This window comes from Streptomyces solincola (assembly GCF_002982015.1).
Lineage (GTDB): Bacteria > Actinomycetota > Actinomycetes > Streptomycetales > Streptomycetaceae > Streptomyces > Streptomyces solincola.
On sequence record NZ_PVLV01000065.1, the window covers coordinates 1 to 13,039 of the forward strand.

13 protein-coding genes are annotated in these 13,039 nt (G+C 75.8%); 6 read left to right on the forward strand and 7 right to left on the reverse strand.

Features of this window, described 5'->3' with window-relative positions:
- A partial coding sequence (locus C6N75_RS04730; protein WP_146132484.1) for a LacI family DNA-binding transcriptional regulator occupies nucleotides 1-506 on the reverse strand: 506 nt, incomplete at its 3' end.
- Between the two features lie 191 nt (nucleotides 507-697).
- Here C6N75_RS04730 and C6N75_RS04735 point away from each other — a divergent pair.
- Entirely contained in the window at nucleotides 698-1,675 is a 978-nt protein-coding gene (locus C6N75_RS04735) for an ROK family protein (RefSeq protein WP_105867569.1), read from the forward strand.
- Between the two features lie 45 nt (nucleotides 1,676-1,720).
- Here the strand turns inward: C6N75_RS04735 and C6N75_RS04740 are convergent, their stop codons facing one another.
- Nucleotides 1,721-1,909, reverse strand: coding sequence for a hypothetical protein (locus C6N75_RS04740; RefSeq protein ID WP_105867570.1), 189 nt, complete (start codon nucleotides 1,907-1,909; stop codon nucleotides 1,721-1,723).
- 194 nt (nucleotides 1,910-2,103) lie between these two features.
- Here C6N75_RS04740 and C6N75_RS04745 point away from each other — a divergent pair, with 194 nt between their 5' ends.
- Together C6N75_RS04745 and C6N75_RS04750 are read left to right on the forward strand one after the other, a co-directional pair.
- Entirely contained in the window at nucleotides 2,104-3,147 is a 1,044-nt protein-coding gene (locus C6N75_RS04745; RefSeq protein ID WP_105867571.1) for an NUDIX hydrolase, read from the forward strand.
- Between the two features lie 76 nt (nucleotides 3,148-3,223).
- Nucleotides 3,224-3,910, forward strand: a complete 687-nt coding sequence (locus C6N75_RS04750) for a 2-phosphosulfolactate phosphatase (RefSeq protein WP_105867572.1) — start codon at nucleotides 3,224-3,226, stop codon at nucleotides 3,908-3,910.
- A 119-nt stretch (nucleotides 3,911-4,029) separates the two neighbouring features.
- Here C6N75_RS04750 and C6N75_RS04755 read toward each other — a convergent pair whose 3' ends face one another.
- Nucleotides 4,030-4,761 (reverse strand): MBL fold metallo-hydrolase, encoded by a 732-nt coding sequence (locus C6N75_RS04755; RefSeq protein ID WP_105867573.1) that lies wholly within the window; start codon nucleotides 4,759-4,761, stop codon nucleotides 4,030-4,032.
- A gap of 111 nt (nucleotides 4,762-4,872) precedes the next feature.
- A complete protein-coding gene (locus C6N75_RS04760) occupies nucleotides 4,873-6,246 on the reverse strand; it encodes a dipeptidase (protein ID WP_105867574.1) in 1,374 nt (457 codons plus the stop codon).
- Nucleotides 6,247-6,352: 106 nt separating this feature from the next.
- Between C6N75_RS04760 and C6N75_RS04765 the strand changes: the two genes are divergently transcribed.
- The gene (locus C6N75_RS04765) at nucleotides 6,353-7,651 is read left to right on the forward strand and encodes a geranylgeranyl reductase family protein (RefSeq protein ID WP_105867575.1); all 1,299 of its coding nucleotides are present in this window, start codon (nucleotides 6,353-6,355) and stop codon (nucleotides 7,649-7,651) included.
- A 312-nt stretch (nucleotides 7,652-7,963) separates the two neighbouring features.
- Here C6N75_RS04765 and C6N75_RS04770 read toward each other — a convergent pair whose 3' ends face one another.
- Both C6N75_RS04770 and C6N75_RS04775 read right to left on the reverse strand, forming a co-directional pair.
- Nucleotides 7,964-8,263, reverse strand: coding sequence for a DUF6332 family protein (locus C6N75_RS04770; protein WP_105867576.1), 300 nt, complete (start codon nucleotides 8,261-8,263; stop codon nucleotides 7,964-7,966).
- Nucleotides 8,264-8,338: 75 nt separating this feature from the next.
- A complete protein-coding gene (locus tag C6N75_RS04775) occupies nucleotides 8,339-9,874 on the reverse strand; it encodes an MFS transporter (RefSeq protein ID WP_105867579.1) in 1,536 nt (511 codons plus the stop codon).
- Nucleotides 9,875-9,961: 87 nt separating this feature from the next.
- Between C6N75_RS04775 and C6N75_RS04780 the strand changes: the two genes are divergently transcribed.
- Nucleotides 9,962-10,396: a MarR family transcriptional regulator gene (locus C6N75_RS04780; RefSeq protein WP_105867577.1), complete on the forward strand. Its 435-nt coding sequence runs from the start codon at nucleotides 9,962-9,964 to the stop codon at nucleotides 10,394-10,396.
- Nucleotides 10,397-10,550: 154 nt separating this feature from the next.
- Here the strand turns inward: C6N75_RS04780 and C6N75_RS04785 are convergent, their stop codons facing one another.
- Entirely contained in the window at nucleotides 10,551-11,765 is a 1,215-nt protein-coding gene (locus C6N75_RS04785; RefSeq protein ID WP_105867578.1) for an MFS transporter, read from the reverse strand.
- Between the two features lie 237 nt (nucleotides 11,766-12,002).
- Here C6N75_RS04785 and C6N75_RS04790 point away from each other — a divergent pair, with 237 nt between their 5' ends.
- The gene (locus tag C6N75_RS04790; RefSeq protein WP_105867580.1) at nucleotides 12,003-12,740 is read left to right on the forward strand and encodes a DsbA family oxidoreductase; all 738 of its coding nucleotides are present in this window, start codon (nucleotides 12,003-12,005) and stop codon (nucleotides 12,738-12,740) included.
- Nucleotides 12,741-13,039: the final 299 nt, after the last annotated feature.

A 13,039-nucleotide genomic window follows, 5' to 3' on the forward strand; every position in this document is an offset into this window, starting at 1 on the left:
ACCGTCTTCGTGGACCGGCCGGCCGGCCGGTCCACGAAGACGGTGGCGATGCCGGCCCGTATCTCCGGCTCCAGATAGCGGTGGTCGCCGCCGGCCGGGATCACGATCAGCCCGTCCACCCGTCGCGCGCACAGCGCCAGCGCCAGCTCCCGCTCCCGCTCCGGGTCCTCCGCGCTGGAGCCGTTGATCAGCAGCGCGCCGTGCGCCCGGGCGACCTCCTCCACGGCCCGGCTGAGCGGCCCGTAGAACGGGTCGGCCAGGTCCTCCAGCACCAGCCCCACGGTGGCGGTGCGGCCCTTGCGCAGCACCCGGGCGCTGTCGTTGCGGCGGAAGCCGAGCGCCTCGATGGCCTCCTGCACCCGCCGCTCGGTGTCCGGGGTGACCCCCGTCTCGCCGTTGACCACCCGGGACACGGTCTTGAGCCTGACGCCCGCGCGCGCGGCCACGTCCTTCATGGTGGGGCGGCTGCCGTAGCGGGGGGTGGAGCGGCGGGCGGTCTCGGCCACGGTGCGCTGTCCTGTCGTGTCGTCGGTGTGTGGCTCGAAGCATAGGCCCTGGACAACGTTGTCAGGAGGCGCGAGACTGGCGGTACCGTCTCTATGGATCACCGCGGCGTGCCTCGGGGCGGACCGACCGCCGCCCTCCGGCGTCACCGACACCACCCGGCACCGTCATCACCCATCGGGGGACCGCACCTATGCATTCCGAGCTCGTCGCCGCGCTGGACATCGGCGGCACCAAGATCGCCGGCGCGCTGGTGGACGGCGGCGGCGCGGTCCTCGTGCGGGCGCAGCGGCCCACGCCGGCCCGGGAGGGCGGCGAGACCGTGGCCCGCGCGGTCGAGGCGGTGCTCGCCGAGCTGACCGCGTCCCCGCTGTGGCCGGGCGTGCGGGCGATCGGCATCGGTAGCGCCGGCCCGGTGGACGCGGCGGCGGGGACGGTCAGCCCGGTCAACGTGCCCGCCTGGAGGGACTTCCCCCTGGTGGACCGGGTCGCCCGGGCGGCCGGCGGCACGCTGCCGGTGCGGCTGGTGGGCGACGGGGTGGCCATCGCGGCGGCCGAGCACTGGCTGGGCGCGGCCCGCGGCCATGACAACGCGCTCTGCATGGTGGTGTCCACCGGTGTGGGTGGCGGGCTGGTGCTGGACGGCCGCCTGCACCCTGGTCCCACCGGCAACGCGGGCCACATCGGCCACATCAGCGTCGACCTGGACGGAGACCTCTGCCCCTGCGGCGGGCGCGGCTGCGTGGAGCGGATCGCCAGCGGCCCGCACATCGCCCGCCGGGCGCTGGACGACGGCTGGCGGCCCGGCCCGGACGGCGACACGACCGCGGCCGGGGTGGCGGCCGCGGCCCGGGCGGGCGACCCGGTGGCGGTGGCGTCCTTCGAGCGGGCGGCGCGCGCCCTCGCGGCCGGCATCGCGGCGACCGCCACGCTGGTCGAGATCGACATCGCGGTCGTCGGCGGGGGAGTGGCCGGCGCGGGCGAGGTGCTGTTCGGCCCCTTGCGCCGCTCCCTGCGCGACTACGCCACTCTCTCCTTCGTCCGCGACCTCACCGTCGCGCCTGCCCTCACCGGCGCCGACGCGGGCCTGCTGGGCGCTGCGGCCGCCGCCGTCCCCGACCGCTGGGCCCGCACCCACACGCCGGCCTCCGTGGGCGGCCACGGCGGCTGACATCCGGTCCGCCGTGGCCGCCCGCGGAGGCCGCTGGGCGACGCCTCAGCCGACGGCCGCGGCCGCCACCGCTTCGCGCTCACGCTCCACGACCACCAGGAAGGCGTCGGTCTCCAGGTCCATCACGACCCGGGCGGCCATGCCCTCGTCCCGGCAGGCCCGTGCCATCTCCTCGGCCGGCCAGCTTCCTCGCGGTCCTCCGGCCGGGAACCTCTCCATCACCTTCCGCGACATCCCGCACCCCCTGCGGCGCTCGATCCCTCACTTCTGGTCGTGCTAACGACGCTTGTTCCCCCGGCGTTACGGCTCACGCCGGCATCTCGTCATACTGGCGCGGCTTTTCCGCGCACCACCGGAGCACGACGGCGCGGGTTTCCGTGGCAGGGTGTTGCGGGCAAGCCTCCAGGGGCTACCGAAGAGGGGGAACCGTGATCGTCTGGATCAACGGTGCGTTCGGCGCGGGCAAGACTAGTGCCGCCCGTGAACTGATCGAGCTGATCCCGAACAGCACCCTGTACGACCCCGAGGTCGTCGGCGACGCGGTGCGCAGGCTGCTGCCGCCCAAGCGGCTCGCCGAGGTGACGGACTACCAGGACCTGCCGGTCTGGCGGCGGATGGTGGTGGACGCCGCGGCGGCCATGCTCGCCGAGGTCGGCGGCGTCCTCGTGGTCCCGATGACCCTGCTGCGCCAGGAGTACCGCGACGAGGTCTTCGGCGGGCTGGCGTCCCGCCGGATCGCCGTCCACCATGTGCTGCTCACCCCCGACGAAACGATCCTCCGCAGACGGATCGCCGAGCGGGAGACGCCCCCGGGGCCGGCGGGCGAACAGCGGGTGCGACAGTGGTCGTACGATCACATCGAGCCCTATCTCACGGCCCGGGCGGGCTGGTTGGCGACGGACGCCTACCCGCTGGACAACGGCGCCCTCACCCCCGCCGAGACCGCGCGCGCCATCGCCGACGCGGTGCGCGGGGGCCAGGCGGGCGCGTGCCGCATCGTGCAGACGCCCGAGCCGACCGGCGAGACGCTGGCCGCCGGGGTGCTGCTCTTCGACGAGCGGGACCGGGTGCTGCTGGTGGACCCGACGTACAAGCCGGGCTGGGAGTTCCCCGGCGGAGTGGTCGAGCCCGGCGAACCGCCCGCCCGGGCCGGGATGCGGGAGGTCGCCGAGGAGATCGGCCTGCGCCTCGACGCGGTGCCCCGGCTGCTGGTCGTCGACTGGGAGCCGCCCCGCCCGCCGGGCTACGGCGGTCTGCGGCTGCTCTTCGACGGCGGTCGGATCGCCGCCGACCGGGCCGGGCGACTCCTGCTGCCCGGCGCCGAACTGCGGGGCTGGCGCTTCGCCACCGAGGACGAGGCGGCCGGGATGCTGCCCCCGGTCCGCTTCACCCGCCTGCGCTGGGCCCTGCGCGCCCGCGAGAGCGGCACCGTCCTCAACCTGGAGGCCGGCGTCCCGGTCGGCACCGGCTGACGCGCCCCGCCGGCCGCGGATGTGACGCCTGCCCCGGTCCGGGCGCCCCGGATCGGGCTTGCGCGACCATGACCGGATGGACGTTCGTTTCCTCGGCATCGCCGAGCTGGACGGCACCCCGCCCGCGGCGGTCGTCGTCGACGTCATGCGCGCCTTCACGGTGGCCGCCTGGGCCTTCGCCCGGGGCGCGGAGAGGATCGTGCTCGCCGGGTCGCTGGACGAGGCCCTCGCGCTCAAGGCCCGCCACCCCGGCTGGGCGGCGCTCAAGGACGGTGCCCCGGCGCCCGGCTTCGACGCCGTCAACTCACCGGCGCTGCTGCGGTCGGCCGAGCTCGGCGGGCGGACCGTGGTGCAGAAGACCACGGCCGGCACGGTCGGCGCCCTCGCGGTCCGGGACGCGCCGCTGGTGCTGTGCGCGGGCTTCGTGGTCGCGGAGGCGACGGCCGGGCTGCTGCGCCATCGCGGCTGCGACAGCGTCACCTATGTGGTCACCGGCGAGGACGGCCGCGCCGAGGAGGACCTGGCCTGCGCCCAGTACATCGCCGGCCGGGCGGCGGGGACGGCGCCGGACCCGGCCGGACACCTCCGCCGCGCCGCACACTCGCGCGCCGCCGCCGAGTTGGCGCAGGGCATACGGGACGGGGCGCACCCCGACGACGTGGCGCTCTGCCTGGAGCTGGACCGCTTCCCCTTCGCCATGGTGGCGGGCCCGGAGGACGGACTGATGGTCCTGCGCCCGTACGCCGTGCCCGCCCCGGCCTGACCGCCGGCGCTCTTCTCCCCGCCCCAGGGCCGCCGGCTCCTGCCCCGGGGCCGCCGGCGCACGCGTCAGGGCGGCGTCCCGCTGGGCGGCGGCGCGGGCTCCCGCCTCAGCCCGTCGGTTCACGCGTCAGGGGCGGCGTCCCGCTCGGCGGCCGCGCGGAGCACCGCCGCGGCGTCGTCGGTCGGCGGGTCGCCGTGGCCGAAGCACACCGTGGTGGGCGCCAGCGCGGCGAAGCGCCGCATCGCGGCCTTGGCCCCTTCCCGGTCCACATGGAAGACGCCGAGCCCCACCCGGCCGACCGAGGCCACCGTGTCCCCGGTGAACAGCACGCCGTGGCGCGGCAGATGCACCCCGATCGAGCCGTCGGTGTGCCCGGGCCCGTGCACCACCCGCGCCCCGTCGCCGAAGCCCAGCTCCGCCCCGTCGGCCACCTCCCGGTCCACCCGGGTGGGCGGCGCCTCCGGCACGGTCAGCCCGTGCGCGTACAACGGCAGCTCCCAGTCCAGCAGCACCGGTTCGGGCACCGGTGCCCGGCCGCGTACCACCGGCGCGTCGGCCGGGTGCGCCAGCACCTCCGCTCCGTACCGGCCGGCCAGCTCCTCCGCGGCGCCCACGTGGTCGCGGTGGCAGTGGGTCAGCACGATCCGGCGCAGGGCTTCCGGACGCAGGCCCCGCTCCCGTACCGCCGCCTCGATGCCGGCGCCCGCGCCGGCCCAGCCGGCGTCGATCAGGGTCAGATCGTCGTCGGAGTCGCGCCAGAGGTAGGCCTGGCCGATCGGGAAGCGGAGCATCAGCAGGCGGGGCAGCACCTGGACGGTCTCCGGCGGCTGCGAGGGGGTGGGTGCGCTCATGCCGCCGACGGTAGGCGGCGCGACCCGCTCACGGAACGCCGCTCAGCCGTCAGCGGATCCGCTGACGGCTGAGCGGCGTTCCGTGAGCCGGCTCGGGCCCCCGAGGGGGCGTCAGGCCCCCGCGGCCTGCGCGTACTCGGCCAGGAACAGCGCCTCGGCGACCGAGAGCCGCTCCAGCTCCTCGGGGGACACGCTCTCGTTGACCGCGTGGATCTGCGCCTCCGGCTCGCTCAGCCCGATGAGCAGGATCTCCGCCCGCGGGTACAGCGCGGCCAGCGTGTTGCACAGCGGGATGGAGCCGCCCATGCCGGCCACCTGCATCTCCTGCCCCGGGTAGGCCGCCGCCAGGGCCGTGGCCATCGAGGTGTACGCCGGGCTGGTCACGTCCGCCTGGAAGGGCTGGCCCTGCCCGACCTGCTCCACCGACACCCTGGCCCCCCACGGGGTGTGCGCCTCCAGGTGGGCGGTCAGCAGCTTCGTGGCCTCGGCGGCGTCCTGGCCGGGCGGCACCCGCAGGCTGACCTGGGCGCGGGCGGTGGACTGCACCGAGGGCGTCGCGCCGACCACCGGCGGGCAGTCGATGCCGACGACGGTGACCGCGGGTCGCGCCCACAGCCGGTCGCCGACCGTGCCGCCGCCGATCAGGGACACCCCGTCCAGCACCTTGGCGTCACCGCGGAAGTCGGCCTCCGGGTAGTTCAGCCCGCTCCACTCGCCGTCCGAGGCCAGACCGTCCACCCGGGTGGAGCCGTCCTCGGCGCGCAGCGAGTCCAGTACGCGGATGAGGGCCGCGAGCGCGTCCGGGGCGGCGCCGCCGAACAGCCCGGAGTGCAGGTTGCCCTCCAGGGTGTCGACCTGCACCCGCACCAGGGTCATGCCGCGCAGGCAGGAGGTGACGGTGGGCAGGCCCGCCCGGAAGTTGCCGGTGTCGCCGATGACGATCGCGTCGGCGGCCAGCAGCTCGGGGTGCGCCTCCGCGTACCGCTCCAGGCCGCCGGTGCCCTGCTCCTCGGACCCCTCCACGATGACCTTCACGCCGACCGGCACCCCGCCGTTCGCCTTGAGGGCCCGCAGCGCCAGCAGGTGCATGATGAAGCCGCCCTTGCAGTCGGCCGCGCCCCGCCCGTACCAGCGGCCGTCCCGCTCGGTCAGCTCGAACGGCGAAGTGCGCCACCCGGCCGGGTCCAGCGGCGGCTGCACGTCGTAGTGCGCGTACAGCAGCACCGTCGGCGCCCCCGCCGGGCCGGGCAGGTACCCGTACACCGACTGGCTGCCGTCGGGGGTGTCGAACACCGAGACGTCGTGGAAGTCCTCCGCCCGCAGCGCGTCCGCCACCCAGCCCGCCGCCGCCTGGCAGGCACTGGGCGGGTACTGCGCCGGATCGGCCACCGAGGGGAACGCCACCAGCTCCGCCAGCTCCGTCTTCGCACGGGGCATCAGGGCGGCGACGGTCTCGGCGATCGGCCGGGTGGCACGGGCGGTCATGGGCACGCTCCTGGTGGGTGCGACGTTGCAACGGGTGTCACCGTGGTCCTACGGCGAACACGGGTCCGATCCTCCCACAGGGGGCGGACACCGCCCGCGCCGTAGGATGCGGACCAGAGCAAGGGCCAAAGGTCGGGATCAGGAGCGGAATCAGATCGTGAGCAGCGAGAACGCAGACGCCGTCAACGCACGCCCGGATGACGCCCCCTCCGGTGACGGCCCCTGCGGCCCGGTATGGGACGTGGTCGTGGTCGGAGCCGGTCCCGCCGGAGCCTCCGCGGCGTACGCCGCGGCCGTCGCCGGCCGCCGGGTGCTGCTGCTGGAGAAGGCGGAGCTGCCCCGGTACAAGACGTGCGGCGGCGGCATCATCGGCCCCTCCCGGGACGCCCTGCCGCCCGGCTTCGAACTGCCGCTCCAGGACCGGGTGCACGCCGTCACCTTCTCCCTCAACGGCCGCTTCGCCCGCACCCGCCGCACCAAGCGCATGATGTTCGGCCTGGTCAACCGGCCCGAGTTCGACGCCGGACTGGTCGAGCAGGCGCAGAAGGCGGGCGCCGAGCTGCGCACCGGGGCCACCGTCTCCCGGGTGGAGCAGCACGGCACCACCGTGCCCGACCGGCGCACCGCCGCGGTGGTGCTGGCCGACGGCGAGGTCGTGCTGGCCCGCGCGGTGGTCGGCGCCGACGGCAGCGCCGGGCGGATAGGGGCGCACGTCGGCGTCAAGCTCGACCAGGTCGACCTGGGCCTGGAGGCGGAGATCCCGGTGCCGGCGACGGTCGCCGAGGACTGGGCGGGCCGGGTGCTCATCGACTGGGGCCCGATGCCCGGCAGCTACGGCTGGGTCTTCCCCAAGGGCGACACCCTCACCGTCGGCGTGATCTCGGCCCGCGGCGAGGGCGCCGCCACCAAGCGGTACCTGGAGGACTTCATCGCCCGGCTGGGCCTGGCCGGGTTCGAGCCGGCCATCTCCTCCGGCCACCTCACCCGCTGCCGCGCCGACGACTCCCCGCTCTCCCGCGGCCGGGTGCTGGTCTGCGGCGACGCCGCCGGGCTGCTGGAGCCGTGGACCCGCGAGGGCATCTCCTTCGCCCTGCGCTCCGGCCGGTTGGCGGGGGAGTGGGCGGTGCGCATCGCCGAGTCGGCCGACGCGGTCGACGCCCGCCGCCAGGCGCTCAACTACGCGTACGCCATCAAGGCGGGCCTCGGGGTGGAGATGGCGGTCGGCCGGCGGATGCTGGCGCTGTTCGCCAAGCGCCCCGGGCTGCTGCACGCCACGCTCACCGGCTTCCGCCCGGCCTGGCAGGCGTTCGTGGACATCACCCGCGGGGCCACCACGCTCGGCGGCCTCGTCCGCGGCTCCGCCGTCGCCCGCCGCGCCCTGAACGCCCTGGACCGCCGGGCCTAGCGCATACGTCGCAGGCGCCCCGGGCCGGGTCCCACGGGCCGCGGGCTCCGGCCGGGCGGCCCGCTTCCCGGGCACCCGGCGGGAGCGCGAGCGCGGCTCGGCGGGTCGCCCGGGTGGGGCGGGCTCAGCGGTGGTGATGCGGAAGGCGGGCGGCGGGGGCGATGGCCGGCAGCTCGGCGTCGAAGCAGTCCTGACTGGTCCCGTCGGAGAAGCCGCCGGCCTCGGCCTTCCAGGACCGCGCGGCCCTCTGCGCCGATGCCGGCGGCCGGCTCGGCCGGGAGCCGGGGGCGCCGGGTGCGGCGGCCGCGCCCGTCAGCGGCGCCGCGACCGCCCCGGGGCGGCGGACTCCGCCCGCTCGGCGGGGGAGGAGGGGCCGGAGGCCGCGGTGTCGAACCGCCACAGCACCCGGGCGACCCGGTAGAGGAAGCCGAAGCCCGCAACGGCCGCCGCGGTGATGAGCGTCCCGCGGGCCGCCGGGCCGTGCAGGTCGAACAGCAGCACCGGAGCTGCGGCCAGGCAGAACAGCACCCCGGCGACGAAGGCCGCGGTCACCAGGGCATACCCGATCTCGACGGTGACCGCGTCCCGCTGCGCCTGGCTTCTGCTCCCCATGGCGGGCAGTCTCCCCCGGGGCGCGGTCGCAGGACAAGGTCGTCCTCCTCCGGCCGCGCCCCGGGTGACGGCCGCTCAGACCCCGGCGCGCGGCGGGGTGGTGGCGACCGGCTCAGCGGTCTTCAGCGGGAGCGGGTCGGCGGCCGGGGCCGCCGGCGAGGAGGCCACCACGAGGGTGGCGGCGGGCTCGCGGCGGGAACGCAGGCCGGTGAGGGTGACCAGCAGGCCCGCCACGGCTATCACGGTGACCACCGCGAGTCCCGGCCGGAAGCTGGCCAGCACCGCCTGCGGGGAGTCGCCCTCGCCGCCGCCGGCCGTGATGACCGCCGTCACCACGGCGAGGAAGATCGCGCCGCCCACCTGCACCGAGGTGTTCAGCAGCCCGGAGACCATGCCCTGCTCGTCGTCGTGCACGCCGTTGGTGGCCTGGATGTTGAGCGAGGGGAAGGTCAGCGCGCAGGCCGCGCCCAGCAGCAGCATGGCCGGCAGGATGACGGCCGCGTACCGGGGGGTGAGGTCGACCTGGAGGAAGACCGCGTACGCGGCGACGAGCAGGGCGAAGCCCAGGGCGATCACCCTGGGGGTGCCGAAGCGGTCCACCACGTCACCGATCTTGGTGGAGGAGACCGCCACCAGCGCGCCGGCCGGCAGGAAGGCGAGCGCGGTCTGGAGGGCGGACCAGCCGAGCAGGGACTGCATGTACTGGGTGGCGATGAACTGGAAGGCGACGTACGAGCCGAAGAACGCGGCCGCGCCGAGCTGGGCCCGCACCTGGGAGCCGGAGCGGAGCACCCCCAGCCGCAGCAGCGGGCTCGCGCTGCGGCGCTCGATCGCCACGAACAGGGCGAGCAGCGCGGCCGCGGCGGCGAAGGACAGCAGGGTGCGGGCGGAGGCCCAGCCGGCCTCGGGGGCCTGCACCACCGTGAAGACCAGCAGCAGCATGGCGGCGGTGCCGGTGACGGCCCCGGGCACGTCGTATCCGCCGCGGGTGTTCTCGCGGGCGCTGTGCGGGATCAGCCGGGCGCCGATCACCAGGGCGACCAGCGCGATCGGCGCGGGCAGCAGCATGGTCAGCCGCCAGCTCACCTCGGTCAGCAGGCCGGACAGCACCAGGCCCATCGAGAAGCCGGTGGCCGCGCAGGTGGTGTAGATCGACAGGGCGCGGTTGCGCTGCGGACCCTCCTTGAACGTGGTCGTGATGATCGAAAGACCGGCCGGGGCGGTGAACGCGGCGCTCAGTCCCTTGATGAAGCGGCTGGCGATCAGCAGTGGACCGGAGTCCACCAGGCCGCCGAGCAGGGAGGCGAGGGCGAAGACGGCGAGCGCCACCAGGAACACCCGGCGGCGGCCCAGCAGGTCGGCCGCGCGGCCGCCGAGCAGCAACAGTCCGCCGTAGCCGAGGATGTAGCCGCTCACGATCCACTGGAGCGTGGCGGTGGACAGGCTGAGGTCGCCGGCGATGGAGGGGAGTGCGACGCCGACCATCGACACGTCGAGCGCGTCGAGGAACATCGCGGCGCAGAGCACCAGCAGCGTGCCCCACAGCCGGGGACTCCACCGGTCCTCGGCCGCTGTCGGTGCGGGGCGGGGGACGTTGAGCGCAGAGGTCATGAGCAGCACGGTACATGCGCGTGCATCGAATGCAAATGCATTTAATTCCGATGCAACAAAGTGCTCCGCTGCTGGTATTGTGGCTGCATGGCAGTGACGAAGCTCGAACGTGCGCTCGTGGAGCAGTGGCGCGACGTCCTGGCGCTGCACGCCCGCACCACCTGTGAGCTCGACCGCGCCCTCGACCGGTTCGGCATCGGCGCGAGCGACTTCGAGGTGCTGGACGTCCTGGCCGAAGCCGCCGCGCACGGCGCCGGGCCGGCCTACCGGGTCCAGGAGCTGTCCTCCCGGGTGCACCTCAGTCAGAGTGCGCTGTCCCGGCTGATCGCCCGGCTGGAGAAGGACGGTCTGGTGGCCCGCGGCATGTGCAGCGAGGACCGGCGCGGCGTGCGGGTCGAGCTCACCGAGGAGGGCCGCTCCCGGCACGCCGAGGCGCAACCGGTCCAGCGTGCCGTCCTGGACCGCATGCTCCGCGGCGAGGCGGCGCAGGGCGCCTGCACAGGGCCGGACCCCGCGCGCTGAGTCCCCCTCAAGAGCCGTCGCGGCCGACGCCCGCCGCGCCCGACTCCCCGCCGGGTCCCGGTGCCCGGCGCGGCGCGGCGCCCGACGGCCCGAGCGCCCGTCAGGGGCGCAGTGCCCGGCGGGACCGAAGTCCCCGTCGGAGCGCGGGTGCTCGTCAGATGCGGCGTACCGCGAACCCGGTGAGGGCCGCGGCGGCCGCGAGCACGGCCACCGTCGTCAGCGCCAGCGGCAGCGAGGACCACTCGGCCAGGAAGCCGATCGCGGGCGGCCCCAGCAGCATCCCGCCGTAGCCCAGGGTCGACGCCGCGGCCACCCCGCTCGGCCCGGCCACCGCCCCGGCGCGCGCGATGGCGACCGGGAAGAGGTTGGCCAGCCCGAGGCCGGTCACGGCGAATCCCAGCAGCGCCGCCCCCGCCGACGGGGCCAGTGCCCCCAGCAGCATGCCCGCCGCGGCGGTGGCCCCGCCGGCCACCAGCGTCCTGGTCTGGCCGAGTCGCTCCAGCATGGTCGTGCCGGACAGCCGGCCCACCGTCATCGCCAGGGCGAACGCCGAGTACCCGGCGGCCGCGAGACCGGGGTGGGCGTGCAGGTCCTCTTCCAGGTGGAGCGCGCCCCAGTCCGCCATCGCCCCCTCCCCGTACGCGGTGCACAGTGCGATCAGGCCGAAGACGGTGACCAGTCGACGGGCGCGCGGCTCCATCCGGCCGGACGGCGGCGACTGCGCCTCGGACGGCTGCCCCGGGGGCCTCGGCGACGGGTGGCGCAGCAGGGTGGGTGCGGCCACCGCGGTCAGCAGCAGGCCCACCCCGGTCAGGGCGACGAGGTGGGCGGTGGGCGACAGCCCGCCCGCGACCAGGCCGCCGAGTCCCGCCCCGAGCATGCCGCCGAGGCTGAACGCGGCGTGGAAACCGGGCATCACCGGGCGGCGAAGTGCCGCCACCAGGTCGACAGCTGCGCTGTTCATCGCCACGTTGATCCCGCCGTAGCCCGCGCCGAAGACCAGCAGGACCAGGCCCAGCGCCACCGCGGAGCGGGTCAGCGGCGGCAGCGCGATGCTCAGGCTGAGCAGCACTGCCGCGGCGACCGTGATCCGGTGGCTGCCGTGGCGTCGGCACAGCCTGCCGGTCAGGGTCATGGTCACGACCGCCCCGGCGGACACCCCGAGCAGCGCGAGCCCCAGGTCACCGGCCGAGGCGCCGGTCTGCGCCTTGATGGCCGGGATACGGACGACCCAGCCGGCGAAGAGGAAGCCGTCGAGGGCGAAGAAGACGGTGAGCGCGGTGCGGAGGCGGGACAGGGGGAGCGCGGCGGGGTCACCGCCGGCGGAGTCCCCCCGTGCGGCCGACGCTGTTTTGTTCAAGTGCGGCACAAACTCAGGATAGGGGGCGCCGAGGACCGCCCTCAACCTGTGTGCGGGGGGTGGTAACCGAGGACACCCCGCGGCCGAGGCCGGAATGCGCGGCGGCGGCCCGGCGTTGCCGGTCTCCGGAGGCGCAGCGGCGACCGCACCCGCCTCGTACGGGGCCGTGCCCGGCCCCGCACGGGCGGCGGCCGCCTGCCCGCGGCCTCCGCGACCTTCCCGTACCGACCTGGAGTGATGATCAACGTGCGCGTCGAGATCTGGAGCGATGTGGCCTGTCCCTGGTGCTACATCGGCAAGGCCCGCTTCGAGCAGGGGCTGGCCGCCTTCGCGCACCGCGACGAGGTCGAGGTGGTCCACCGCTCCTTCGAACTGGACCCGGACCGGCGGCCCGGTGATGTGATCCCCGTACTGGACCTGCTGGCGCAGCGGTACGGGCGCACCCGGGAGGAGGCCCAGGGCATGGAGGAGCACGTCGCCGCCAACGCCCGCGCCGAGGGGCTGGGCTACCGCACCGAGGGCCGCCTGCACGGCAGCACCTTCGACGTCCACCGGCTGCTGCACCTGGCCAAGGCGCGCGGCCGGCAGTCCGCCCTGCTGGACCTCGTCTACCGGACCAACTTCGCCGAGGAGCGCTCGGTCTTCGACGAGCGGGTGCTGGTCGAGCTGGGGGTGCGGGCGGGCCTGGCGGAGTCCGAGGTCCGCGCCGTGCTGGCGGATCCGGATGCCTACGCCGACGACGTGCGCGCCGACGAGGCCGAGGCGGCGTCGCTGGGCGCGACCGGCGTGCCGTTCTTCGTGCTCGACCGGCGGTACGGCGTCTCCGGCGGCCAGCCCGCCGAGGTCTTCACCCAGGCGCTGGAGCAGGCGTGGCAGGGCCGCACCCCTACCCCCGCGGCCGCCGCCGACACGACCGACACCGCCCCGACCGGCGCCGACGCGGCCGCCTGCGGCCCGGACGGCGCCTGCGACGCCCCGGCCTGACGGCGCGCGGCCTGACGGTGCGCGGTCCCGGACGATCGAAGGCCCCTTAGGGCCGACGCCTCCGGACGACCGAAGGCCCCCGATGGCCGCCGCCCCTGGACGACCGGAGGCCCCTTAGGGCCGACGCCTCCGGACGACTGAAGGCCCCGGTGGCCGCCGCCCCCGGAATGTCCGCCGCTCCCGGACGACGGCCGCAGTCCCCCGACGGCCGCAGTCCCCCGACGACGGCGCAGTCCCCCGACGACGGCCGCAGTCCCCCGACGACCGAAGGCCCCCGGTGGCCGCCGCCCCCTGCGGAC

Bases quoted from the DNA above. Each gene is read 5' to 3' on its own strand.
- C6N75_RS04760 (WP_105867574.1), bottom strand. From the start codon at position 6,246: ATGACCGCCCGTGCCACCCGGCCGATCGCCGAGACCGTCGCCGCCCTG.
- C6N75_RS04780 (WP_105867577.1), top strand. From the start codon at position 9,962: ATGGCAGTGACGAAGCTCGAACGTGCGCTCGTGGAGCAGTGGCGCGAC.
- C6N75_RS04740 (WP_105867570.1), bottom strand. From the start codon at position 1,909: ATGTCGCGGAAGGTGATGGAGAGGTTCCCGGCCGGAGGACCGCGAGGA.
- C6N75_RS04755 (WP_105867573.1), bottom strand. From the start codon at position 4,761: ATGAGCGCACCCACCCCCTCGCAGCCGCCGGAGACCGTCCAGGTGCTG.
- C6N75_RS04775 (WP_105867579.1), bottom strand. From the start codon at position 9,874: ATGACCTCTGCGCTCAACGTCCCCCGCCCCGCACCGACAGCGGCCGAG.
- C6N75_RS04735 (WP_105867569.1), top strand. From the start codon at position 698: ATGCATTCCGAGCTCGTCGCCGCGCTGGACATCGGCGGCACCAAGATC.
- C6N75_RS04750 (WP_105867572.1), top strand. From the start codon at position 3,224: ATGGACGTTCGTTTCCTCGGCATCGCCGAGCTGGACGGCACCCCGCCC.
- C6N75_RS04770 (WP_105867576.1), bottom strand. From the start codon at position 8,263: ATGGGGAGCAGAAGCCAGGCGCAGCGGGACGCGGTCACCGTCGAGATC.
- C6N75_RS04765 (WP_105867575.1), top strand. From the start codon at position 6,353: ATGCGGACCAGAGCAAGGGCCAAAGGTCGGGATCAGGAGCGGAATCAG.